The 21,674-nt window shown below is 28.4% G+C and carries 17 protein-coding genes, 1 pseudogene and 1 riboswitch; of the genes and pseudogenes, 12 read left to right on the top strand and 6 right to left on the bottom strand.

Features of this window, described 5'->3' with window-relative positions; all coding sequences use genetic code 11:
• The first annotated feature begins 454 nt into the window (after window positions 1–454).
• Genes nifV through AC11VW_RS02670 form a run of 3 tightly spaced genes read left to right on the top strand, consistent with a single transcriptional unit; the run spans window position 455 to window position 4,592 of the window.
• The gene (nifV, locus tag AC11VW_RS02680; protein ID WP_484299847.1) at window positions 455–1,618 is read left to right on the top strand and encodes a homocitrate synthase; all 1,164 of its coding nucleotides are present in this window, start codon (window positions 455–457) and stop codon (window positions 1,616–1,618) included.
• Window positions 1,619–1,623: 5 nt separating this feature from the next.
• Window positions 1,624–3,561 (top strand): aconitate hydratase, encoded by a 1,938-nt coding sequence (locus AC11VW_RS02675; protein WP_484299846.1) that lies wholly within the window; start codon window positions 1,624–1,626, stop codon window positions 3,559–3,561.
• A 38-nt stretch (window positions 3,562–3,599) separates the two neighbouring features.
• A complete protein-coding gene (locus AC11VW_RS02670; protein WP_484299845.1) occupies window positions 3,600–4,592 on the top strand; it encodes an isocitrate/isopropylmalate dehydrogenase family protein in 993 nt (330 codons plus the stop codon).
• Window positions 4,593–4,821: 229 nt separating this feature from the next.
• Here AC11VW_RS02670 and AC11VW_RS02665 read toward each other — a convergent pair whose 3' ends face one another.
• From AC11VW_RS02665 to AC11VW_RS02655, 3 genes are all read right to left on the bottom strand, one after another.
• The gene (locus AC11VW_RS02665) at window positions 4,822–6,207 is read right to left on the bottom strand and encodes a sensor histidine kinase (RefSeq protein ID WP_484299844.1); all 1,386 of its coding nucleotides are present in this window, start codon (window positions 6,205–6,207) and stop codon (window positions 4,822–4,824) included.
• Window positions 6,204–6,908, bottom strand: a complete 705-nt coding sequence (locus tag AC11VW_RS02660) for a response regulator transcription factor (protein WP_484299843.1) — start codon at window positions 6,906–6,908, stop codon at window positions 6,204–6,206. The genes AC11VW_RS02665 and AC11VW_RS02660 overlap by 4 nt, the downstream gene beginning before the upstream one ends.
• An 88-nt stretch (window positions 6,909–6,996) precedes the next feature.
• Window positions 6,997–8,334: an urease accessory protein UreH domain-containing protein gene (locus AC11VW_RS02655; RefSeq protein ID WP_484299842.1), complete on the bottom strand. Its 1,338-nt coding sequence runs from the start codon at window positions 8,332–8,334 to the stop codon at window positions 6,997–6,999.
• A gap of 250 nt (window positions 8,335–8,584) precedes the next feature.
• Here AC11VW_RS02655 and AC11VW_RS02650 point away from each other — a divergent pair, with 250 nt between their 5' ends.
• The 8 genes from AC11VW_RS02650 (at window position 8,585) to AC11VW_RS02615 (ending at window position 15,650) form a co-directional block, all read left to right on the top strand.
• Entirely contained in the window at window positions 8,585–9,043 is a 459-nt protein-coding gene (locus AC11VW_RS02650; RefSeq protein WP_484299841.1) for a PTS sugar transporter subunit IIA, read from the top strand.
• Between the two features lie 113 nt (window positions 9,044–9,156).
• Complete coding sequence (locus AC11VW_RS02645; protein ID WP_484299840.1) at window positions 9,157–9,450, top strand: PTS sugar transporter subunit IIB; 294 nt, start codon at window positions 9,157–9,159, stop codon at window positions 9,448–9,450.
• A gap of 22 nt (window positions 9,451–9,472) precedes the next feature.
• Window positions 9,473–10,735 (top strand): PTS ascorbate transporter subunit IIC, encoded by a 1,263-nt coding sequence (locus AC11VW_RS02640; protein ID WP_484299839.1) that lies wholly within the window; start codon window positions 9,473–9,475, stop codon window positions 10,733–10,735.
• Between the two features lie 153 nt (window positions 10,736–10,888).
• A complete protein-coding gene (locus AC11VW_RS02635) occupies window positions 10,889–12,256 on the top strand; it encodes a rhodanese-like domain-containing protein (protein WP_484299838.1) in 1,368 nt (455 codons plus the stop codon).
• Between the two features lie 5 nt (window positions 12,257–12,261).
• Entirely contained in the window at window positions 12,262–12,708 is a 447-nt protein-coding gene (locus tag AC11VW_RS02630; protein ID WP_484299837.1) for a hypothetical protein, read from the top strand.
• A 375-nt stretch (window positions 12,709–13,083) separates the two neighbouring features.
• Window positions 13,084–13,698 carry a DUF975 family protein gene (locus AC11VW_RS02625; protein ID WP_484299836.1) on the top strand — a complete coding sequence of 205 codons (615 nt, stop codon included), beginning with the start codon at window positions 13,084–13,086 and terminating at the stop codon, window positions 13,696–13,698.
• Between the two features lie 46 nt (window positions 13,699–13,744).
• The gene (locus AC11VW_RS02620; protein WP_484299835.1) at window positions 13,745–14,242 is read left to right on the top strand and encodes a PH domain-containing protein; all 498 of its coding nucleotides are present in this window, start codon (window positions 13,745–13,747) and stop codon (window positions 14,240–14,242) included.
• On the top strand, window positions 14,232–15,650 hold the full coding sequence (locus AC11VW_RS02615) for a PH domain-containing protein (protein ID WP_484299834.1): 1,419 nt from the start codon (window positions 14,232–14,234) through the stop codon (window positions 15,648–15,650). Before AC11VW_RS02620 ends, AC11VW_RS02615 begins: the two co-directional genes overlap by 11 nt.
• A gap of 182 nt (window positions 15,651–15,832) precedes the next feature.
• Here the strand turns inward: AC11VW_RS02615 and AC11VW_RS02610 are convergent, their stop codons facing one another.
• The 3 genes and pseudogenes from AC11VW_RS02610 to AC11VW_RS02600 form a co-directional block, all read right to left on the bottom strand.
• Window positions 15,833–16,036, bottom strand: a complete 204-nt coding sequence (locus tag AC11VW_RS02610; RefSeq protein ID WP_484299833.1) for a transposase — start codon at window positions 16,034–16,036, stop codon at window positions 15,833–15,835.
• 145 nt (window positions 16,037–16,181) lie between these two features.
• Complete coding sequence (locus AC11VW_RS02605) at window positions 16,182–16,442, bottom strand: ATP-binding protein (RefSeq protein WP_484299848.1); 261 nt, start codon at window positions 16,440–16,442, stop codon at window positions 16,182–16,184.
• 3 nt (window positions 16,443–16,445) lie between these two features.
• A pseudogene (locus AC11VW_RS02600) lies at window positions 16,446–16,820 on the bottom strand (IS21 family transposase); the annotation flags it as partial.
• Between the two features lie 875 nt (window positions 16,821–17,695).
• Here AC11VW_RS02600 and AC11VW_RS02595 point away from each other — a divergent pair.
• Entirely contained in the window at window positions 17,696–21,253 is a 3,558-nt protein-coding gene (locus tag AC11VW_RS02595) for a cell wall-binding repeat-containing protein (RefSeq protein ID WP_484299832.1), read from the top strand.
• A gap of 250 nt (window positions 21,254–21,503) precedes the next feature.
• Window positions 21,504–21,606, top strand: a riboswitch (glycine riboswitch).
• The last annotated feature ends 68 nt before the right edge of the window (window positions 21,607–21,674 follow it).

Here is a 21,674-nt window from a genome sequence, read left to right as displayed (position 1 = left end):
AAATTTATATTGTATATACCAAATTACTCTATAAATAACTTCATTTAAAATACGCCAGTACTTATAAGTACTGGCGTATTTTAAATGAAGTTATTTATAGAGTAATTTGGTATATACAATATAAATTTTGTACCTTGTCCTACATTATTTTCTACATCGATATAAGAAGTAATATTATAAGTTATAAATACAAATAAATGAATTATTATATAAAAATAATTCATTTATTTGTATTTATAAAAAAAATAAAAAATATAGTGCATATTTATAAAGTGTGTAATATAATATGTTTAAGGTGAAAACAATTAATTTGTTTTAGGAGTGTGATTAAATAAAATGAAATATTTATAAAAAATCATGCAAAAATCAAAAAATAAGTTAATTATATGAAGGTTGAATATATAGATTTTAGAGATTCATACATTAGCTAATAAAATTAAGGGGGCAAAGAGATATGTGTATAGTAGATAAGATAAATTCTAAAGAAATTAAAATAGTAGATACAACTTTAAGAGATGGTGAACAAACTGCAGGTGTTGTATTTGCAAACCATGAAAAGGTCATGATAGCACAAATGTTAAGTGACCTTGGCATAAATCAATTAGAAGTTGGGATACCAGCCATGGGTGGAGATGAAAAAGATACAATTAAGGCTATCTGTAAAAGAAATTTAAAACCTAGTATTATGGCATGGAATAGAGCTGTAATAAAAGACATAGAACAATCTATTGATTGTGGAGTAGATGCTGTAGCGATATCTTTATCGGTATCAGATATTCATATAAAGAACAAATTAAAAACATCTAGAGAATGGGTAATAGAAAACATGGTAAAATCTGTCGAATATGCAAAACAAAATGGATTATACGTATCTGTAAATGGAGAAGATTCATCTAGAGCAGATTTAGACTTCTTAACTGAATTTATAGAAGCTGCAAAAGGTGCAGGAGCGGATAGATTTAGATACTGTGATACAGTAGGGGTAATGGAGCCATTTACAAGTCGAAAAAATATAGAAACTCTATATGAAAGAACTAAATTTGATATAGAGATGCATACTCATAATGATTTTGGAATGGCAACTGCGAATGCTTTAGCTGGAGTAGTAGGAGGTGCAAATTATATAGGCGTTACAGTTAATGGACTAGGGGAAAGAGCTGGGAATGCAGCTTTAGAAGAAGTATTAATGTCTCTTAAATATGTTTATGGATATGGTGTAAATATAGATACAAGAAAGTTTAAAGAGTTATCTGAGTATGTTTCAAGAGCATCAGGAAGAGAACTTCCTGCATGGAAGGCAATAGTTGGAAGTAACATGTTTAGACATGAATCAGGGATACATGCAGATGGAGCTTTAAAAAATCCTACAAACTATGAAGCTTTTGATCCAAGTGAAGTAGGACTCGAGAGACAAATTGTAATAGGAAAACACTCAGGAAAAGCGGCTATAGTAAATAAGTTTCAAGAATATAACATTGAGCTTTCAGATATTATGGCAACTGAATTATTAGAAAAGGTTAGATCTTTTTCTATAGGGATGAAAAGAAGCCTATTTGATAAAGAAATAGTTCAAATATACTATGATTTACTAAGTTATCAAAATTTAAATAGGGGGTAAAAACATTGGCAGAAAATTTAGTTTATAAAATTTTAAAAAAACATTTAGTAGAAGGAAATATTAGCGCTGATAATTCAGTAGGGATAAAAATAGACCAAACGCTAACTCAAGATTCAACAGGAACTATGGCATATCTTCAATTAGAAGCGATAGGTATAGATAAAGTAAGAACAAAGAGAAGTGTAGCTTTTGTAGATCATAATATGCTACAACAAGGATTTGAAAATGCAGATGATCACAGATATATACAAACAGTAGCAGATAAGTATGGAGTATATTTCTCAAGACCAGGAAATGGGATCTGTCATCAAGTATTTTTAGAGAGATTTTCAACTCCTGGAGATACACTTTTAGGGTCGGATAGCCATACTCCAACTGCTGGTGGAGTAGGTATGATTGCTATTGGAGCAGGTGGACTTGATGTTGCTTTGGCAATGGCTGGAGGAACATATTATATAAATACACCTAAGGTTTGTAAGGTAAATTTAATAGGAAATCTAAACAACATGGTATCGTCTAAGGATATTATATTAGAGGTGCTTAGAAAAGTAAGTGTTAAGGGTGGAGTAGGCAAAGTTTTTGAATATTGTGGAGAAAGTTTAAGATACTTATCAGTACCTCAAAGAGCAACGATAACAAATATGGGGGCAGAATTAGGAGCTACAACTTCTATCTTCCCGAGTGATGAAAAAACATTAGAATTTTTCAAAGCTCAAGGTAGAGAAGATGAATGGTTAGAATTAAAAGCAGATGATGATGCAACTTACGATGAAGAAATTACTATAGATTTATCACAGTTAAAACCATTAGCAGCTATACCTCATAGCCCAGACAATGTAGATGAGGTTGAAAATATCGGAGAGATTAAGGTAGATCAAGTTGCAATAGGAAGTTGTACAAATTCTTCATATGAAGACTTGATGAAGGTAGCTCAAATATTAAAAGAGCATAAGATTCACAAAAATGTAAGTTTAGTTATAGCTCCGGGTTCTAGACAAGTTATGGAAATGCTAGCTAGAAATGGAGCTTTGGCAGATATAATAAGCTCAGGAGCTAGAATTTTAGAAAATTCATGTGGTCCATGTATAGGAATGGGTCAATCTCCTGGAACTAATTCAATTTCACTAAGAACATTTAACAGAAACTTCTATGGTAGAAGTGGAACATTATCAGCAAATGTATATCTAGTAAGTCCAGAAGTGGCAGCAGTAAGTGCTATATATGGAAAATTAACAGATCCAAGAAAATTTGATGTTAAATTTGAAAATTTAACAGTAGATAGATTTTTAATAGATGATAGCATGATTGTAAAACCTTCAATTGATGGAGAAAATGTAGAAGTTGTTAGAGGACCAAATATAAAACCATTCCCTGTTAATACAGAATTAGGAGAAGTATTAGAAGGGAAAATTATATTAAAAGCAGAGGATAATATCACAACCGACCATATAATGCCATCAGATTCAAAACTACTTCCATTTAGAAGTAATATACCTCATCTTTCAAATTATTGCTTCAATACTATAGATACCAAATTCCCAAAAAGAGCAAAGGATAATGATGGTGGATTTATAGTTGGAGGAGAAAATTATGGTCAAGGTTCAAGTAGAGAACATGCAGCCTTAGCGCCTCTTTATCTTGGAGTTAAAGGAGTAATAGTAAAAAGTTTTGCAAGAATTCATAAAGCAAATTTAATAAATAGTGGAATAATACCTATGGAATTTTCTGATAGTAAAGATCATGAAGAACTAGATCTTTTAGATAAATTGGAAATAGCAGATATACTAGATAAGTTAGATTCTAATGAGTTAGAAGTAAAAAATGCTACTAAAGGAAACTCATTTAAAGTTAAATTAGACTTATCATCAAAAGAAGTAGAAATACTAAAAGCTGGAGGGAAATTGAAATATACAAAGATTCAAGCAGAAGGACTATTGATATAAAGCAAGTTGAGTAGCTAAAAAACTGGAGGGATTAGGGTATGTATAAAATAACACTTATACCAGGAGATGGCATAGGACCAGAGGTAGCAAAGGCTATGACAAAGGTAGTCGAAGCTACTGGAGTTAACATAGAATGGGAAGAAGTAAATGCAGGAGAAGGTGTGATGGAGGAGTATGGTACTCCACTTCCATCGCATGTAATAGATACTATAAAAAAGAATAAAATAGCAATAAAAGGACCAGTAACTACACCTGTCGGTAAGGGTTTTAGAAGTGTAAATGTAACACTTAGACAAGAATTAGATTTATATGTAAATTTAAGACCTGTTAAAAGCTTCAAGGGGATAAAAAGTAGATATGAAAATGTAGATTTAGTAATAGTTAGAGAAAATACAGAAGACTTATATGCAGGAATAGAGCACAAACTTGGTGACTATGGGGCTGAAAGTATAAAAATAATAACAAGAGGAGCAAGTGAAAGAATAGCAGATTTCGCTTGTAACTATGTAAAAGATAATAAAAGAAACAAGCTAACTGCAGTACACAAGGCAAATATAATGAAGTTATCAGATGGATTATTTTTAGATGTATTCAGAGAGGTATCATCAAAGTATGATATAGAATCTGATGATTTAATAGTAGATGCAGCGGCTATGAACCTTGTTTTGAATCCAGAAAAATATGATGTTATGGTAATGCCAAATCTTTATGGAGATATATTATCTGATTTATGTTCAGGTCTTGTTGGAGGGCTTGGTATAATACCTGGGGCTAATATTGGCAAGGAATATGCTGTATTTGAGGCAGTACACGGAAGTGCACCTCAGATAGCAGGTCAAAATAAGGCTAATCCTACTGCTCTTATTCAATCTGCAGTTATGATGCTTAGATATTTAGGTGAGTATGATAGTGCGAAAAAGATTGAGGATGCTTTGGCAGAGGTGTTTTTAAGAGGAGAAAAGCTTACTGTGGATCTTGGAGGTAGCACTAGTACTGATGAGTTTGCTGATGAGGTTTGTAAGTATATTTAAAATATTTATGTTTTTATATTTCAAAAAAGAGATTTTTAAAATCTCTTTTTTGAAATATATTTTAAATTTTCAAGCAATAGCTTTAATGAAAAAAGATACACTTACTTTATTTGAGAATGTCTATATAGTTATAAAGGTGTAATCAAATATCAATACACCTAAGAATGAATCCATGCATAAATTGTTATTTCTTATTTCTTCATAAAAAATACACAAAGTTATTTATAGACTAATTTGGTATATATAATATAAATTTTGTACCTTGTCCTATCTTACTTTCTACATCAATAGTTCCATTATGAGAATTAATTATAGCTTTAGCTATACTAAGTCCTATACCTGCACCACCTGTAAGTCTAGTTCTAGATTTATCAGATCTATAAAACCTTTCGAATATATAAGGTAAGTCTTCTTCTGATATTCCAATTCCATTATCTTCTATAACTAATTTGATTCCATTATCAACATTATATGTTTCTATAAATATATTTCCACCTTCATGTGTATACTTTATTGCATTAGATAATAAGTTTATTATAACTTGAGTTATTTTATCTTTATCTGCATTTATAATTAAACTACTGCTATTAAAGCTAATATTTATATTTTTTCTTTTGCATTCACTTTCAAAATTAGTAATGACATTTTTTATGAGATATTCTATATTAAATTCTGTTTTATTTATATTCGTATCATTTTGTTCATACATATATAATTTTTCTAAATCTCTTACTAATCTAGTCAGTCTTAAAATTTCTTCATAACAAATAGACAATCTCTCTGTAGTAGGTTCTAATATACCATCAATTAAAGCTTCTAAGTTTATTTGTAATGAGGTAAGTGGTGTTTTTAATTCATGAGATACATCCTTTGTTAAATTTTTTCTTATATTTTCTTGTTCTTGTAGGGATTGTGCTAAATTATTAATCCCTAGAATAAGATCATTTAATTCAATGGTATCAACATTTTCATCTATTCTTTCGTTGTAGTTTCCTTTTGAAATATTTTTTGTACTTTTTACAACTTTAGATATAGGTCTGACTATATTATTAGTTACTAATAATCCTAATATAATAGAAACTATTAAAGCTATAAATACTGAATATATCAAAATCTTATTTAATGTTTTTAGATATAAAATATCATTGTCACTATAATAATCTGGATAAGACCCTATAGATAAAGTACCAACCTTCTTGTTTTCTACAGTAATATCATATTCTTTTGTAGTATATTTACCTTTCCAATTAGGAAAATACATCATCATATGTTCGCTCATATTATCTAGTGTAAACTCACATTGTTGTGAATTATATTCTCTGGCATCCCAAATAGATTTTCCATGACCATCATTTAAAGTTAATATCAATCCTTTATCCAATGCATCTTTTCCTATGTGTTCAATGTCACGTATAGTCCATTTATTATAAGTTTTGTAACTATTTTTTATATCATTTACTACTGACTGATTAACATGTTTTCTTTGTTCAAGTACATATTTTTTAAACTTAGTTTGAGATAATGTATTGCCAATAAATGCTACTATTAAAATACTTATAATGGCAATTAAAATATAAGATAAAGTTAATTTGTATTTTAATTTAATTTTAATCATTTGCCATTTCCTGAAAACTTGTATCCTATTCCATAAACTGTAGTAATATATACTGGATTTTTAACATCATCTTCTATTTTTTGTCTTATATTTTTTATATGAGCATCTATAACTCTATCTATTCCATCATAATCATACCCAAAAGAACAAACTACTAACCCTTCTCTAGTAAAAACTTTATTAGGATATTTAGCCATATTTAATAATATTTTATACTCTGTAGCTGTTAGATTAACTAATTTTCCAGACTTTTTCACTTCATATTTATCAGAATCTATTATTAATTCATTGTTATTAAAATAATATATATTATCAAAGTTTTCATTATTATCTTTACTTAATCTTCTAGAAATAGCATTTATTCTTGCAACTAATTCACGAGCGCTAAATGGTTTGGTTAGATATTCATCAGCCCCTATATTTAAACCTTCTATAACACTTGTTTCATCGCTTTTAGCTGTAAGCATTATTATATGTGCATTTGATTTTTCTCTAATTTCCTTACACACTTGTGTTCCTAATATATCTGGAAGCATTATATCTAAAATAATAATATTAGGATTGTACTTATCAAAAACTTCAAGTGCACTTTTGCCATCAAATGATTGATATACAATATAACCTTCTTTTTCTAAATAACGCTTTATAACATCATTTATATTAATTTCATCTTCTACGACTAAAACATTTAATTTATTCATTTATAATAAACCTCCTACTTATATTTCTTGTAAAAAACAGCATCTATTCGTAAAAGATGCTGTTTTTATAATTGGCTTAATTTGTTTATTATATGCTAGGTAACTCATCTACAACTATAATATTACCACTAATCATACCCATCCAACAACTATAGTCTATATCTGTATTACCAGGAGTAAATTCTATTATATTTTCACCTTCTTTTAATTCTTTTTGTATATTTAATGAAGGTATAACTATTGTATTATTACATCCTGTTAATTGTTTTCCATCTATAATAAGTTTAGTTGGTATATTCTTTTGAATATACAATGGAGTTGGAGAATAACCAGAATAATCAGCAGTAATTTTAACTGTTTGAACGCCATCCTTAATGGTTGCAATTCCAGAATCTTCATCGAGGTCCTGTGAAGCATTGCCAGATGATGAGGCATAGTTATCGTAAACATTTAGTGGATTTAAATTTACTCCAGCTAATGAAATACCCCTATTTGCTGTAATTAAACCTAAAATTACTATTAAAGCACCGCTAAATTGTATTAGTTTTTTACTAGTATTCTTACTTAATAAATTTGCCATATAACCAAACAATAACATTAAAGGAACTGTTCCTACGGAAAATATAAACATACTTAGAGCTCCCTTTGTCATACTACCTGTACTTAAAGCAAATAATTGCATTGTTTGTAGTGGGCCGCATGGCATAAAGCCATTTAATAAACCTACTAAAAAAGGAGTAGAATTTGAGGTTTGTGCTGGGCATTTAGAAAGAAAAGGTAATCTAAAACTAAGACCTCTAAAAATTTTAAATCCCATAGTATTTGCACCGTGAATTATCATAAAAACTCCAGCTATTATATAGATAATAATTGATGCTTGAGTACTTACAGAAAAAACCGATCCTATTGCACCTATTATTCCTCCTATTACTGTATAAGATATAACCCTACCTAAGTTATATAATAAAGGTGCTTTTACATTATTAGTAGATAGACTTTGAGATAACATTATTCCGCCGCACATACCAACACAATGTAGGGAAGATAAAAGCCCAACTATAAAAATGATGAAGTAGGTCGCATTTGAATTTAATATTGATGATATATCAAAATAATTTGATAATGAGGTAAGTTTTGTCATAACAAAAACTAATCCAAGTATTAATATAGCATTTCTTATAAACTCAGAAGAATTATTATTAGAATTGGAATGTGGCATGACAGTATAACCACATTCTGTTATAATTCTTTTTATATCTGAATAAGAACACTTATCTGAGTCATAACTAATTGTAACTACTAAAGTTTTAAAGCTTACTTTAACATTTTTAATTCCATCTAGTTTTTTTACATCCTCCTCAATGATCTTTTCGCAAGAATTACAGACCATGCCTTTGACGTATAAAGATTGAGTTTTAATAGCCATTGTTAATCTCCTTTCACACAATAAATATATATATAAGTATAAATAGAAATTATGTAGAACTTATGAAATTCTTATAAGTATATTTATAATAGTATTATAAAGTTTTATATATTAAGTGCATATATTTAACGATAAATCAGTGTATTGATAAGTCCAAGTATTGAATAACTCATATATTTAGTGATAATATGTAATAAATAATATAGGTTAGCAAATAGTAAAGGAAACATTGGCAGAAAGGACATAATAAATGTTAAGAGACATATTAACAAAAGACATGATACAAATAAATATAGTAACGTCAAATTGGGAAGATGCGATAAAACAATGCGCTAAACCCCTAGTAACAAGTGGAAAAATCACTAAAGATTATACTGATAGTATGATAAAAGCTATCAAAGATTTAGGCCCATATATTGTTATTATGCCAGGGATTGCATTAGCACATGCAAAACCAGATATTAGTGTTAAAGAAGATTCAATGGCATTAACAACTCTCAGCGAACCTGTATATTTTGGTTCAAAATATAATGATCCAGTGCATACCGTATTTATATTTGCAGCAACAAGTAAAGAAAATCATATAGAATTTATAAAAAATTTAGCTATGTTTTTATCACAAGATAGTAATATAGAAAAGTTAAAAGAAAGTGATTGTAAACAAGAGATATTACAAATTATAAAAAAGTCTTCAATTGAAGATTTATAATGAAGCCTTTTTTGAAGCACATATACGAAAATTATATTTATACACAATTTTAAAATGAATATGATTTTCTATATGCTATAAAAAAATATTAAAAATATAGAGGAGAATTTATTATGAGTAAGGCATTAAAAATAATGACTGTTTGCGGATTTGGAATAGGGAGTAGCTTAATACTAAAAATGAATTTAGATGATGTTATGTCTAAGCATAGTATAGATGTTGAAACTTTTACAAATGATGTAACATCAGTAGCATCAGGTATGTCAGATTTAATATTTACATCTAATGAAATAGCAGATCAAATAAAAGAAAAAGTTACTTGCCCAGTTATAATAATAGAAAACTTTATGAACAAATCAGAAATAGAGGAAAAAGGATTATCGATTATAAAAAAATTAATGAAATAATAAATCACAAGGGAGAAACACAATGAATTTTATCGTAGGTATATTAAGAAGACCAGAGTTATTCATAGCTATTATAGCTTGTCTAGGGTTAATTTTACAAAAGAAAAATATAAGTGAAATTGTAAAAGGAACTGTTAAGACTATAATAGGTATGTTAATTTTATTTGAAGGTGTAAACATAGTTATAAAAGGAGTAAACCCATTATCAAATGCATTTTCACAATTATTTTCTATAAAAGGAAGTAATACTTTAGCTAGTTTTAGTGATTTTATGGGCAATTATGGTTTTGAAATAGGACTAGTTATGCTTTTAGGATTAGTAATTAATATAATAATAGCTAGATTTACTAAATTTAAATCTATTTATTTAACAGGAAATTTATTATTTTGGTTTTCAATGCTATTTATAGGTAGTGGAGTAGAAGCAGGTATGAGTGGTTTATCATTAATTATATTTGCGACTATATTCCAAGTTATTGTTATGGTAGTTTCTCCAGCATTAGCTAGACCACTGGTTAAGAACTTAACAGGAAGTGATGAATTTACTTTAGGGCATACAACAACAATGTTTTGTTTGTTAGGCGATTTTATAGGTAGATTTATAGGAGATGCTAATAAATCGAGCGAAGATTTAAAAGTACCTAAATGTTTAGATTTCTTTAGAGATACAACAGTTACATCAGGAATTGTTATAATGATACTGTACATAGTAGTATTAAGTATAATAGGACCTGAGATGAGAACTGATATTTTAGCGCAATCTGATATATTTACATATTCTTTAGTTCAAGGTATGACTTTTGCAGGAGGTACAGTTGTACTTTTATCAGGAGTTAGAATGATGTTAAATGAAATAGTTCCTGCATTTAGAGGAATATCTTTAAAACTTGTTCCAGGTGCGATACCAGCATTAGATGTACCTATAATATTTCCATATGGGCAAAATGCATTATTAATCGGTTTTATTGTATCTATGATTACATCAATAATAACTTTATTTGTAATAGGAAGTACCGGAAAATTAGCTTTCCCTGTAATACCTTTAACGATAGCGTGTTATTTTGATGTAGCTCCAGGGGCGATATTTGCAAATAAAAGAGGTGGAGTTTTAGCGGCAGTTATTACAAGTGCATTAGGTGGGATTATATTAATAGGATTAGTTTCAATTACAATTCCTATGTTAGCAAATACAGCAGGAGATTTCTTACAACTATATGGAGGAAATGAATTTTCATTATTTACAGCTATAGCAAACTTTGTAGCAAAACTTTGGGTTCAATTTTAATAAATTAAATTAATAAGTTATAAGGTAAAAGTATAGAAATTTTCTATGCTGAAATGAATATACATAGCTATTATCTATATTTGTTTACTAATAAAAATGAATTTGATAAAATATAAACAGCATAAGAATAATAAAGAAGGAAGGTACGAAAATTTGAACAAAAATTTTAAAAATATAGCACTAATAAGTACTTTAATAACAAGTATGCTAACATTATCTGCATGCAGTAACAAAGAAAGTGAAAAAGCTGAAATAGAAGAAGTGAAAACTAATGTTATATCAACAGAAGAGTTACAAAAAAATCTAAAAAAAGATGATTGGGTAGTTGTAGATACTAGATTAAGTGATTCATATAATGGATGGGTTTTAAATGGAGAAAAAAGAGGTGGACATATACCAGAAGCTGTAGATTTTTCTTATAACTGGTTAGGTGTTGAAAATAAAAATAAAGAAAAAATACTAAAAGAAGCATTAAAGACAAAAGGAATAGAAAAAGATAAAAATATAGTTTTATATGATACAGACGGTAAAGCTAGTAATGAAGTTGCAAATTACTTAAATAAACAAGGGTATAAGAATTTATATACATACGATATAGATGAGTGGGCAAATGATAAAAAGTTACCACTTGAAAAATATGAAAACTACGAAATGATAGTACCTTCAAAAGTAGTTAAAGAAGTTGTAGATGGAAAAACTCCAGAGACGTTTGAAGATGCAAAAGATATAAAAATAGTTGAAGCAAGTTGGGGAGAAGAAACAGAAAGTTATGCAAAAGGGCATATACCAACGAGTGTTCATATAAATACAGATACTGTGGAACCACCTCCAACTTGGATGTTAGGAAGTGATGAAGATTTAACTAAATTTGCAAATGATTATGGATTCACAAAAGATGATACTATAATAGTAACAGGTGCTGAACCAATGGCAGCTTATCGTGTTTCAGCAGTACTTAGATATATGGGAGTTAATGATGTAAGAGTATTAAATGGAGGAACTGATTCTTGGATTAGTGCAGGATATGAACTAGAAACTAAGAGTAATGAAAAAACTCCAGGAACAGATTTTGGAGCAACAATACCTGCTAATCCTGATTTAGTAGTTACTATACCTGAATTAAAAGAAAAATTAAAAGATGATAAATTTACTTTAGTTGATAACCGTATGTGGGACGAGTATATAGGAAAAATATCAGGATATAGCTACCATGATAAAAAAGGACGTATACCAGGGGCTGTATATGGATATGCAGGAACAGAAGGATCTACATCTCTTAATTACTATAGAAATATAGATAAAACTATGAGAAATGCAAATGAAATAGAAGCTTTATGGAAAGAAAGTGGTATAGACACTAACAATCATTTATCATTTATGTGTGGTAGTGGTTGGAGAGCAGCAGAAGTTTTAACATATTCTAATGTTATGGGACACAAAAATACTTCTTTATATAGTGATGGATGGATAGGATGGAGTACTGATACTAGCAATCCTACAGAAACAGGAGAACCTAAGTAGAAATTATGAAAAACTTAAATTTGAAAAGTATTGGATATGCATTATTGAATTTTGTCCAACTGGCTATAATTGTAGCGGTGTTTGTAATTCAGTATCTAACAAATAAAAAAGCTGGTGTTATGCATCATATTTATTATAGAAAGTATCAATATGAAAATAGTATATTTTCACCAGAGAATTTACAAACACAAAAGATGATTTCAATAGTTATAGCTATATTACTTTTAGCATTATTTATTTATATAATTAAAAAGAGAAATACTAAATTTTTTAAGATTCAAGTAGGTATTGCTGAAATATTAAGTATAATGCTTTATGTAGTTATAAGTAGTGAATATTTTGCTAGCAAGTTAGCTTATCATTATTTTATAATGGCATTTGCACTAGCCTTAGTGATACAGATATTTATAGTTATACTAAGTTACTTTTTACAACCCAAGTATAAAAGATAAACTTGGTATTTTATCAGATAATTAAGTTAATTAAAAGAGGTTATACCGATATATGGTATAACCTTTTTAATATGATATATTTTATAGAGTATCTGGAAAATAATAGTGTTATATAAATAATTAAAGTATACATGCTCTAATAAATAATCTACACTAATTAAATCAATTAATTATAGTTAACTATTAAATTTCAGCTGTCACGTTATCGTGAAAGTATATATATTCAATTACAATATATAGAGTAAATATAATTTTCAAGTTCTCTAAGATAACCATGGGAAAATTTTTCCTGTAAATTATTAAGCACATATGATATATTAATAACATATTATATATTAAAGATATAGTACAAATTTATATAGCGAGGTGTTTAGTATGACAAACAGTGAATTAAAATCATTAGCAAGAAAGCAGTTAAATGGAAGATGGGGAAAAATGGCATTATATTGTTTTGTATATTTAGCTATAATAACAATTCCTTCTATTGTTATAGGATTTAATAGCGAATCAATGTCAAATAATAATGTTGAAGTTACATTTGATATTGTAAGCTTTATAATATCTGGTCCTATTTCATTAGGGATTAGCTGTTTTTGTTTGAATTTCATAAAAAATGAAGAAAAAATAATGGATATAGTTTGGGGATTTAAAAAGTTTGGTAAGGCATTTGTAGCTTATTTATTGACTTCTATAGCTGTTATAATAGGGTTTATTCTTCTTATAGTTCCTGGAATAATAGTAAGCCTAATGTTTTCACAAGTATATTATATACTAGCTGAAAATGAAGATATATCTGCAATAGAGGCTATTAAAGAAAGTGCTAGAATAATGAATGGGAATAAATTTAGATTCTTTAAATTAGGCCTTAGTTTTATAGGATGGTTTATACTTGGTGTAATAACTTTAGGTATAGGATTTTTATGGATTACGCCATATTATACTATTACAGCAACCAATTTCTATAAAGAAATAAGTGTGCCTGAGTATTAATCACTCAGGCTTTTTATATGTTATTTTAAAAAGGGGAAATTATATTATGAAAAATAAACTTAGTTTAAAAGCAAAAAAATCTTGGTTTGTATCAAGAGCTATATTTTTAGCAATTATCATTGTATTAGCAATAGTAGCTAGATTTGTATTTTTAGATTGGCTAGAAAATAAATTTATATTAGATTTAGTACTTAGTATTATTGTATTACTTCAGCTTATAAACACTTTATTATATCCAAAGCTTGAATATAAACAATGGAGTTATGAAATAGACGAAGATAAGGTTGAATTTTCACAAGGTATTTATATAGTTAAAAGAACTTTAATTCCAACTGTTAGAATTCAACATCTTAATATAAGTCAAGGTCCTATAAACAGACCACTAGGACTTGCAAATGTAAATATAACTACTGCTGGAGGAAGTTTTACAATACCTAATTTGGACAAGCAAGAAGCAGAAAATTTAAGTTCTTATTTAAAGGAAATAATACAATTGAACTTTAAAGAACACACAGAAAATTTAGGTGATAGTAATGAAAAATAGAAATCATAAAATAATTATTGTAAAAGAATTTTTAGAAAATGTTAAAAATATATTATTGCTTGTATTACTATTTTTCACTAAAATACCTATAAATCCATTGATATTTATAATAGGGGTAGTAGTTTTAATCTTTGGACTTAGTATTGTTAGTTGGTACAATACATATTATGAAATAGATGAGTATGAAATTAAATATACAAAAGGATTTTTTAATAAAAGTATAACTGTAATACCTGTATCTAAGATAAGTACTATAGATATATCACAAAATGTTCTTTATCAGTTTTTGAATATAGCTAGATTAAAACTAGATAGTGGAGCAGGAGATAGTGTTAAAAGTGAAATAAGTCTAGTAGTTTCTATGCAAAGAGCAAATGAAATTAAAAATATTTTAGGAAAATCAAAAAGTGAAAGCAAAAAAGAGAATTACATAAAATCAAGTACAAAAGAAACAGTGATTTACGCTATTACAAGAAATACAACGACTATTATAATAGGTACAATATTTGCAATAAATGGATTTTTAGATGATTTATTAAAGTGGTTCAAGATAGATAATAATTTTTACAATAAAATAGGAACTAAAATATTTCAAAACGCTAATATAGGAACTAAAATATCTCAAACAGCTAATATAAAAAATTTTATATTGATTGCTGTAATAATTATTGTAATTGGATATATAATATCTAAATTATTATCTGTATTTTATTATACTTTAAAATTTAGTAATTTCACTATATACAAAGATGACAATTGTATTAATATTAAATATGGTGAATTATCTAAGAAGAAATATTCACTTCCTATAAATAAAATTAATGCAGTAATTTTAAAGCAAAACTTAATGAGGCAGCTATTCGGATTTTACTCTGTAGAGATAAGTACTGTAGGTTATGGAAATGAAGATAAAGAAGAAGCTATATTATATCCTATATGCTCAATAGATAAAGCGAAACAAATAATAGAAAAGCTTGTACCAGATTATAATATGGATTTGGAGTTAAAAACTGTTAATAGTAAAGGAAGAAAGAGATTTTTTATGTTTCCTATAATTATAACTTCTATTTTTGTAATTACTTTAAGTATAATTTTTAGGTATGGATACATATCAATTATTTTAGCGTTATTAGTACTTCTACTTTGTTATTTACAATATAAAAATACTTCTATAGGATATTGTGAAGAAAAGATAATAGTAACAAGGGGAGCTTTTAATAAAAAAATTACTATTATAAAAATGGATAAAGTTGAAGACATAACAGTTGCATCTTCATTTTTTCAAAGGAAAGACAATCTATGTACATATAAGATAGATTATTATGGAAAAAGTTTAACTGAAGTTTTAACTCTTAGACATTTACCAAAGGATCACTTTGAAAATCTAAAAAGTGAACTAATTAAATAATAGTGAACTGCTCCCTATCAAGTGGACAGTGAAAATAATAATTTTTTTTCAAAGCGTCAATCTAATGATTGGCGCTTTATTTATGCAGCAACACCAGAAAGATAAGATCTGTATTCTAATGGAGTAATACATTTTATAAGTTCTTCATTTTGGATTTCTCTTTAGGTTTTCTCTTTATTTAGTCATGGTATAATTACCTTCGTTTGATAATATTTAATTTCTTCATGACTATTATACTTCAAAATCCAGTTAGATAATTGAGTTATAGAACGAATTTCATACTTTTTACAAATATCTAATTTCGAATAATTACCACTAAGATAACCACTTACTGCTGCACACTTTAATTCTTTAGAATAGTGTGTATTTTTTGACGAATTGGTCAACTCTGATTCTCACGTAGATTTAAAAATAGCAATCCATCTTTGTATTGAATTTAATGATAGATTAAGTTCTCTGGTTAATTGACTGTAAATTACAACATGTTTTTGTCCTAAAAATGGAAAATAATCTTGCACAAATATTTTACTATTAAGAAGTTCTGGATGAAGATCTATCTAAATAATGAAGCTTTGATTTTAGCCTATAAGACAGACCTTTTACTGAAATAATATGAGAATGATGTAATAATCTATCTAAAATAGCATTTGCTATAGCTGCTGATCCAAATATATCAGACCACTTAGAGAAATTAGAATTTATAGTTATTATTGTACAGTGTTTTTCATATCTCTTAGAAATTAGCTGAAAGAATAAATTAGCAGCATCTGTATCAATAGGTAGATAACCAATTTCATCAATTTGTGTTTGTTTACCCGGTGGAGTTTCAAATTTTGGATGATATTTAGTTTTTTTAGATAGTTTAATTTCTTTTGATTTAATATATTTCATAAAGTTAGAGTAAGATCCTATATCGTAGTTCTTGTCCACGAAATATTCGTATACAGCTTTAACAGTTATTCCTTTTATTGAAAGTTTTATTTTTATTTCATCATAATATTTATCTAGTTTACTTGGCTTATTTCTAGTTTTAGGTTTACCTTCATAACCTTCACAATACTTTTTTACAGTTCTTTTATCTATTCCATATTCTCTTGCTAATTCTGAGTAGTTAGGCTTGAAATTCATTGCCTTAATTATATTAATTTGTCCTATTAAATTTAAAATCATAGCTATCCCTCCCGGGTTAAGGATAGCAGATTTTTCTCTAGTTTTGTGCATTATTATTTTCCATTTAGTGCTCATCTATATAGTATCATTTACAATTGACTTATACTTTTGCTGCCTTCTAAGTAATCCTTTACAGCAAAAAACTTTTGCTAAGATGTGATTTTAGATTTTATTTTCATAAAAATATGCTCCCTTCTATAGTAAACAGTTTTTATTATTTTAACTATCTACCATAAAGGGAATATATTTTTGATAAATATATTTAAAAAAATACAAATATTGACATTTTTCGCCAAGGGCCATGATTTATAATTATTTTGTATTAGTACATAAAAATATAATGGGGAAGGAATACGAAATGGCCTTTTTCTATTTACTTGGAACAATAGTATCTAAAGATTAAGAAGATAGAGTAAATAATATTTTTGAAATTGTAAAAAAAGAGCATGAAAATCCTATAAAATCATATTCTTCTTATTCTGATATATCAGAATAAGAAGAATATATTCCATCAAAAGACGATATGGATATCTACAAAAAATTTATTTTAGAATATAGAAAATCAAAGAGGTGATTCAATGTCAATACCTCTAAAAACAGCATTTATCCTTGCCTAGTTTGTCATTTAAATAGTCAATGATTATGAAGCAAGGAATGCATAAAATAATTTATCTACTAGCCAAGTAGACGTATTATCAAAGAAGAGTATATCTAAGATATACCAAGTAGGTGGGGGTAGAAAGGATATCAATGCTATTTAATAAACCATACAAGGTGAGAAGGGTGTTCAGTAAGCATATTAATGATTAAGGAGTATATTACATAGCCTAATAGAAATTCATATAAGGTAAAACAAAAAAATAGGAGGTGCGTTAATGTACTTGAAGAAGATAAAAGACAAGGCAGTGGGAACGACACTGGTAGGTACGATAATATTAAGTAATGTAGGAGGTATATATGCTGATACCCCTACAACAGATGATGGTTCAAAAATTAAGAGTGTGGCAACTCCGAGATTTTTAGGAACAGATATAGTAAATATACCTGATACTATGTTGTTGAGTGCTATAAATACTAGTTTAGGGAGGGGTGCATCTGAGCCTGTTACAGTAGATGATTTAGCTACTGTAACAACATTGACTGTGCCGAGTTCAGTAGTAGATTTAAATGGTCTAGAGTATGCGGTTAATTTAGGTTCTTTAGATTTAACTGACTGTAATCGTGTTGTGAGTTTCACTCCATTAAGCGGGTTAACGAATATAAAGAGTTTAAATCTATGTAATGCAGGTGTAACAGATACAGATTTACCTACTATAGGTGGATTAACAAGTTTAACAACATTAGATTTAAGTACAACATTAGAGATAACTGCCAACGGTATAACGGATATATCTCCATTGAGTGGTTTGATGGGGTTAACGAAGTTAAACTTAGGTCAAAATAATATATCGAATCTATCTGCTTTAAGTGGTTTGACAAAGTTAACTGAGTTAAACTTGGTAGATAATAAGGTGTCAGATGTTTCTTATTTAAAGGATTTAGTTGATTTAACTTCATTGAATTTAGAGCATAATGATATAGGGGATATATCCACACTAGGGGGATTAACTAAGTTAACTAACTTTTATGTAGGTGAGAATAATATAAGTAACATATCTGTTGTAGCTAATATGCCACTATTAGAGAATTTCCTGTGTGATGATACTAAGATAAGTGATATAACTCCTGTGAGTAATTTAGTCAATTTAAAGACACTTGACTTATCGTATAATAATATAGAGAATATAACACCATTAACGAAGTTAACAAATTTGACTTATTTGTGTTTAAATTATAATAAGATCTCGGATATATCTGTTACGAATAAATTAACAAAGTTAACTAGCTTATATCTATATCATAATAAGATACAAGATACAACACCTATAAGTGGATTGACCTTGTTGGAGGAGTTACTTTTATGTGACAATTACATAACGGATGTAACAGGTATAAAAGATTTAAAGAATTTAAAGTATTTTGATATAACATTTAATTATATAGATGTGTCTAGTGGTTCTCCTAATAGATTAATGCTAGATGCTATGAATGGAAGTGATTTAAGTGATTATATAAACCAGTTTGCTATATCTTATGGTGATGCTAATATAGGTATAAAAAAAGGTATTTCGTACACTCCGAATATACGAATATTACAAACTTTTGATGGTACTACTTATTATGACTATAGAGAATTTCCAATGGAAGATATAGACTGTGTGATAGGTGATAGTAGCATAGTAACTTATGCAAATAATCATTTAAATGGTTTAAAAGAAGGTAGTACAACTGTAACTTACAAAGTAAAAGGGGTAGTGGGTTCTAAATTCACATCAGCTCTGAAAACTGTAACTGTAAACCCTTTAGTACTTAGTCCAACAATATCTGCGAGTGGTACGACTGTAACATTAAAAGATAATGGGGTAGTGACTTCCTATGCATCTAAAATAAATGAGGATTTCACAATACCATCAGCTTTAAAGTTTAGTTTTTCTAATAATAAATGGGTAGTTCGTAATATAGTTGATAAAATGGCTAATATACATGATATGATGTCACCTGAAATAAAGGATAATGAGTCTACGACTAATACGTTTAAAGTGACAGCTCATAAAGGTGATTTATTAAAAGTAGGGGTGAGTGTGTACTCTGAAGAAGGTAAAGACTTTGGAAGTGTGTATTTAAATGGGGTAAAAGTAAAGAATTATTCGGGGGTTGTAGATACTGAACTTCCTCTTATTTTAGAAGATGGTGAGAATACTATAACTTTTAAATATGAGAAAAACTCTGCAAATTCTGTCAATATGGATAGGATGTTTATAAGGGGTATAGAATTAAGTGAATGTGTTATAGCTAATTCAGATAGTATGGAATATAGTGTAAATGACAGTACTTGGAGAACATATAGTGGTAGTTTTAAAGCTGAAGGTGGTACAAGTAGTAAGATAAACATAAAAGTAAGGGCAAAGAAAGGTACTACTTACAGTGATATAAGTAGTAAAGATATTACGAGCAGTTTACCTGTAATAAATGCGGTGGATAAAACTATGAATCTAAAATCAACATTCAATCCTTTAACTGGTGTAACTGCAAGAGATACAGAAGATGGAGATATTACTAAGAATATAACTGTAATAAGTAATAATGTAAATACTACAAAAGAAGGTACATATACAGTAACTTATAGTGTAAAAGATTTAGATAATAATACAGTTCAAAAAACTATAAATGTGACAGTAAAAAGTAATCTACCTGTAATAACTGCGGTGGATAAAACTATAACTCTAAACTCAACATTTAATCCTTTAACTGGTGTAACTGCGAGTGATTTAGAAGATGGAGATATAACTAAGAATATAACTGTAGTAAGTAATAAGGTAGATACTACAAAAGAAGGTACATACACAGTAACTTATAATGTAAAGGATTCAGGTAATAACACAGTTCAAAAAACTATAAATGTAACAGTAAAAGGTAATTTCACTCAATTAGTAGGTACAGACCGTAATGATACTGCAGTTAAAGTAAGTAAAGAAGGTTGGGTTACTTCTGATAAAGTAATATTAATAAATGGGAGCGGAAATCACTATATAGATGGGTTGACTGCATCGCCTTTAGCGAGTATATTAAATGCACCTGTATTATTAAGTGATACTAGCTTACCTACTCTAACTAAGGGTGAACTAGTAAGATTAAAGGCGAAAGAGGTAGTATTAGTAGGGGGTACTTCATCACTACCAGATAGTGTAGTAAATCAAATAAAAGTAGCCGTACCCGGTGTTAAAATAACAAGATTAGCGGGTAGTGATAGATATAAGACTTCTTTATCTGTAGCTAAGTATATAGATACTATACAGGATGTGGCTAAGGTATATGTTACAAGTGGAGTAGGTGGGGTAGATGCTCTAAGCATAGCACCTGTAGCTGGTAGAGATAAATCACCTATAATATTAACTGCTAAAGATAAGGTAGATACTAATGTATTTAACTTCTTAAAAGAAGAAAGCATCCAAAATAGTTATTTCATAGGTGGTAAAGCAGTATTATCTGATGGGGTAAAAGATGCTATAGATGCGGTAATAGCGGGGGATATGTCAGCTAATAGAATAAGTGGGACTGATAGAAAAGAAACAAATGCGAAGGTAATAGATAAGTTCTATAGTGCTAGTAGTTTAACTAATGTAATAGTAACTAAAGACCAAACACTAGTAGATGCTTTAGTAGTGGGTAGTTTTGCTACTAAGAATAATGCACCGATAGTGGTAGCACAAAATAGTTTATCTGATGCTCAAATAAATGTATTAACTAAAAAAAGTGCAATTAAGATATACCAAGTAGGTGGGGGTATAAAAGATACTGTAATAAATAGGGTAAAATCTCTATTATTAAAATAGCAATAACTGAGAGATGCGGGTGTACACCCTCATCTCTCTTATTTTTATATAGTGATAGGTTGTACTGCATTGATACCGAAATACATGATATGAATTTGAAATGTTTTTAAAAGTGTCAAAACTTATAATCATAAATAAACTTAATATAATATAAGTATAAATACTAAAAAAAATGGGTTTATTTTATAAAAATAAGTTGACATTGTTAAACTACGCTACTACAATTATATCAAAATAAAATATTCTCCAAGTGAGATTAGCGAGAGATACCTTTTAAATAAGGAGCCGAAGAAGCAATTTAAAAACTACCGATTTTTAAAGAAACTTTCAGGCAAAGATATCGCTAATTGATGGAACTCTGGAAAGACTTATAATATATTATAAGTCACCGAAGGAGCAAAATAATGAAAATTATTGAAAC

This window comes from Romboutsia sp., assembly GCF_056995035.1.
This window is presented reverse-complemented; position numbering and strand designations above follow the sequence as displayed.